Source organism: Nostoc cf. edaphicum LEGE 07299 (genome assembly GCF_015207245.1).
Taxonomy (GTDB): Bacteria; Cyanobacteriota; Cyanobacteriia; order Cyanobacteriales; family Nostocaceae; genus Nostoc; species Nostoc edaphicum_B.
Map to the genome: position 1 here is coordinate 1 of NZ_JADEXF010000381.1, position 4907 is coordinate 4907.

Below are 4907 nucleotides of genomic sequence, written 5' to 3' on the forward strand. Positions count from 1 at the left end.
GACTATTCATTGTTCACTTTCAACGGTTAATAGTTAGTTCTTAACCCTCAGTAGCTCACCGTTAATCGCTATGGATACTTCTGAAAATCAAGTTTCAACGGTTGAAACCCAATCAGATAGTTCTGTGCCTTCTGAGTTAGCACCAACTCGTTCGGGTAAACCTTGGTTCTGGAGATTGCTGATTCTATTTCTGGCAACCGGTGGCATTATCATCTGGCGGATGCTAGCTCCTGGTGGCGCACCACGCTCCTCTGTTGCACAACAAGGGCCGCCACCTCCAAAGCCAATTGAAACAATCTCCCTGGCAACTGGAAGTGCTACAAGAAGTGTCCAGTTATTGGGACAAGTAGAAGCAACTCAGCAGTCAACAATCCGCGCTCAAACTGGCGGAATTGTCAAGCAAATTTCAGTGCAACCAGGCGATCGCGTCAAAGTAGGAATGGCGATCGCTTTACTCGACGATACCGATCAGCAATTGGCAATTAGCCAAGCACGAGCGCAACTCGCACAACAACGGAGCAATCTGGCACGTTTGGAAGTTGGCACTCGTCCTGAAATCATTGCTCAACGTCAAGCTGCTGTCACATCTGCGAAGGCGCGAGAACTGGAAGCACAGGATAACCTGAAACGGACTAGCGATCTTGTTAAAGAGGGTGCTTTATCTCAAAGATTGTTAGTGGAAGCCCAAGCACAATTGAATAACATCCAAGGAGAACGGTTAGAAGCCGAAGCAGAACTTGCTGAAGCGAAAGCTGGACCGATTCAGGAAGAAATTGCCGCCCAACGGGCAAATGTAGAAGCAGCTAAAGCCACCTTAGCTCAAGCAGAATTAGCAAAACAGCGAACTCGGATTCTGGCATCAGAATCGGGAATAGTGCAGACTCGTCATATCAGCAATGGTGATTTAGTCCAAACCTCTGGTGAAATTGTCACCTTAGTAGCAGGCGATCGCTTCGATATTTTCCTAGAGTTACCCGAAGAACTCAGTAGTAAAGTTACCCCAGGGATGACAATCGATCTCACAACTCGCGCCCTACCGCAATGGAAGCAACGCGCCACCATCACCGCTGTAGTCCCTTCTGCTGAAACTGCTTCTCGTCGTCAACGTGTGCGTGTCCAAATTAACAAACCACCATCAGGATTAATACCAGGAATGGCGATCGCAGGCAATCTAAATATGCCCTCGAACCGCTCTAGCTTTGTGATATCACGAGATGCATTAACCAGAAGGCAAAACGAGTGGCTAGTTTTTGCAGTTGCTGACGGCAAAGCTAAACAAATTCCAGTCGAGATGGTTTCTGACATGGGTAAAAATGTCGCAATTTATCATCCCACTTTACGCACTGGTCAGCGCATTGTGCTACGTGGCGGTGATGGATTGCAAGATGGTGCGCCTGTAAAGATAGTTAATCCAAATTAAAACATAACCCGATGTGTGACTTATTCTTGAAACCCCTCTCCAAACCTCTCCCCGAAACGGAGAGAGGCTTTGATTCTTGCTCCCCTTCCCTTGTAGGGAAGGGGTTGGGGGTTAGGTCTGAGAGAAAGTCGCACACGGCGTAACATAGGTTGCACCACACTTCCATAGACTTCTTGCAGAAAGAAGTCGGTTAAAGAGGAAGAATCGTCTCTTTCTCCTTTAACCTTTCCTTCTTCAAAATACTGCAAACCCAGTTTAAATATGACTTTCTGAATTACGAATTAATATGAATTTTATTGAAACCGCCGTTCGTTGGCGACATGGAACTTTTGTTTTGTTTTGCTTGCTGGCAATGTTCGGGGTGTTCTCCCTACTAAAGTTACCCCTAGAATTGCAACCAGGGGGCGATCGCCCGGAAATTACGATCACAACTACCTATCCCGGTGCAGGGCCAACAGAAGTAGAAGACCTGATTACCCGCCCCATCGAAGAACAGATGGAAGAGGTGCTAGGTGTCCAAGAAATCACCAGTACTTCTCGTGCTGGACGTAGCAGCATCACCTTGGAATTTGCTCAGGATGCCAACGCCAAAGAGCGGATGGTAGATGTTCTCAACCGCTTGCAGCAGGTGGAAAGCTTGCCACCAGAAGCGCAAGAATCGAGTGTGGAACTGGTGGGTGGTAACAGTTCACCGATGATGTGGATTCCGTTTGATACCAAAGAAGGATTTAAACCGGATGCAGACCGTTATCGGGATTTAGCAGAAGAAGTGGTAATTCCCCGTTTGCGGCGAGTCGAGGGAACTGGGCAGTTTTTGTTAGTGGGTGGACAAGAACGAGAAGTCGAGGTGAAGGTTGATCCGAAAGCATTAAGCGATCGCAACCTGGGAATTGGCGATGTAGTCCGAGTCCTTCAACAAAACAACCGCGATATTCGGGGTGGGCCATTAATTCTCGGACGACGGGAATATCGAGTCCGCACAACCAGCCGATCACAAGACTTATCGGAACTTGAAGGCTTTGTGTTGCGACGCAATCAATCGGGCACTGTTTACTTGCGAGATGTGGCAATAGTCCAGATGGGACGCAAACCCCAAGATGGGGCGTTGGTATTCAACGGCAAACCTGGGACAGCAGTCGGTGTAATTCGGCAAATTGGGGCAAATGTGCCGGAGGTTGCTAAAGGCATCCGGGCGGAAATTGCGGCACTGCAAACTGAGTTTGACCGACAAAACCAAGGTATTCGCTTTGTTTATAACTATGACGAGAGTCAGTACATTAATCAATCTATCGAATTTGTCCAAGGCAACTTAGTTAGTGGGGCGCTGTTAGCAACCATCGTCTTGATTCTGTTCCTTGGCTCCATGCGTACCGTTGCAGTGGTGGCAATTACAATTCCAATTACACTGATTATGGTGTTTATTGTCATGTCTGCATTTGGACGCACATTAAACATCATCAGTTTGGCGGGATTAGCGTTTGCAGTGGGTATGGTCGTGGATAATGCGATCGTCGTAATTGAAAATGTCTTCACCCACATGCAGCAAGGTAAAAGTGCGATGCGGGCAGCGATTGAAGGGACTCAGGAAGTTTGGGGTGCAATGCTTGGTTCCACCTTAACCAACGTAGTGGTATTTTTACCCTTGTTAATGGTGACGGGTGAAGCCGGGCAACTCTACACCGATATGGCGATCGCTCTTTCTGCCTCTTCTCTATTCTCGCTGTTTGCGGCATTAACTTTAGTCCCAATGCTATCAGGATTGTTCCTCAAACAATCAGAAGCCATGCAAATGATGGAGGGTGGTGAATATCGGGGCGGTAATTGGTTTGAGCGCATGGTGGCCAAAACCTCTGCGGTGTTTCGTCATTTCCAAACCAAACTGGAAAACTTTCTCGTCGCTACTGTTAGTTGGTCACTGGGACGTAAGCATATTCGTCGCAGGTTAATTGTGCTGTCGATTCCGATTGTTTTATTAGTAGCTAGTATTTTTCTCTTACCACCTGCCGACTATCTCCCCGAAGGAAATCGTAACTTAGTTGTATTGCGGGCGGAACCGTTGCCTGGAACCAGTATACCGGAAGCGATTCGGCAATCTGAACCTATACAAAAATTTCTGCGATCGCAACCAGAAGTTGAGCGCATCATGTATGTTGACCGTCCAGGCGCACTGCGCGGTATTGCAACTATCTTAAAACCAGAATTTGCCACCACTACGGGACTCGCTGATATGGTGGATCGGTTACGCGCCCAAAGTAGTAACTTTGCTGGATACCGCTTTATAATCCCAACCCGGATTTCTATATTCCGCGATCCGGGTAAAGAATTTGAAGTAGATATTGTTGGGGCTGATTTAAATCAGATTGGTGACTTAGAAAAGCAAATTACCGGCAAATTGCGATCGCTTGCAGGGGTTCAGAATGTGCGCTCAAACTTTGTCTTGGGTGCAGGAGAATTGCAAGTGATTCCCAACCGCGAACGCATCGCCGAAGTAGGACTTTCGGAAGCAGAAATTGGTTCGATGGTAGAAGCAGCATTGGGTGGTCGAGTTGCTTCCGATTACATTGATGGCAAAGAAGAATTAGATGTCTCGGTGGAATTACAAAATACTGCCGTGGAAACGCCAGAACAACTGCGCCAATTGCCTCTATATACACAAGGACGACAAGTACAACTAGGCGATGTTGCCGAAGTCCGCGAAACAACAGGAGCCGATGCCATTAACCACGTTGATTTAGAGCGCTCAATTAGCCTCACTGTCTCCCTTGCACCCGATGCTCCCCTTGCTACGCTGGTAGAACGTACCGAAGAAGAAATTCTGAATCCTTTGCGTGCTAGTTTACCAACAGGCTATCGGCTAGAACTGGCAGGTTCAGCGGATCAATTAGCAACAACTGTTGGGCAATTAGCTGCTGCATTTGCATTTTCGATTTTGATTACTTACTTGTTACTGGTGGCGTTGTATCGCTCATTCCTTTACCCAGTAGTGATTATGGCAACAGTGCCGATGGGTATGAGTGGCGCACTATTGAGCCTAGTAATTGCCAACATGATTCCAGGAATGAATGTGGCACTGGATATGATTACAGCCTTGGGATTTGTGATCCTCACAGGTGTAGTTGTTAACAACGCTATTCTACTGGTCGATCGCGCCTTGCAACTCCAGCAAGCAGGTGAGGATTATGATGCATCCTTATATAATGCGACAAGCGATCGCTTACGGGCGATTTTCATGTCTGCTGGAACTAGTGTTTTAGGGATGTTACCGCTAGCAGTTCTACCAGGTCAGGGTTCAGAGTTATATCAGGGGTTAGGCATTGTCTTAACAGGTGGTCTGGCTTTTTCGACTATTTTGACTCCCACTGTTGTACCTGCACTTATGGGTTTACTGTACGATCTTTCTGGACGGAAATCGCCGCGATCGCCAGTTGCAAAAAAGCCGGACAAACTAGCTACTAATTAGGGTATTGGCCTTTGGCACTAGTACCGC

2 protein-coding genes are annotated in these 4907 nt (G+C 47.4%); both read left to right on the forward strand.

What is annotated here, in order from left to right:
- Positions 1-70: 70 nt before the first annotated feature.
- Positions 71-1420: an efflux RND transporter periplasmic adaptor subunit gene (locus tag IQ229_RS13035; protein ID WP_194044292.1), complete on the forward strand. Its 1350-nt coding sequence runs from the start codon at positions 71-73 to the stop codon at positions 1418-1420.
- Positions 1421-1706: 286 nt separating this feature from the next.
- Positions 1707-4880 carry an efflux RND transporter permease subunit gene (locus IQ229_RS13040; RefSeq protein WP_194044293.1) on the forward strand — a complete coding sequence of 1058 codons (3174 nt, stop codon included), beginning with the start codon at positions 1707-1709 and terminating at the stop codon, positions 4878-4880.
- Positions 4881-4907 lie beyond the last annotated feature (27 nt).

Coding starts and splice junctions, on each gene's coding strand:
- IQ229_RS13035 (WP_194044292.1), top strand. CDS start 71: ATGGATACTTCTGAAAATCAAGTTTCAACGGTTGAAACCCAATCAGAT.
- IQ229_RS13040 (WP_194044293.1), top strand. CDS start 1,707: ATGAATTTTATTGAAACCGCCGTTCGTTGGCGACATGGAACTTTTGTT.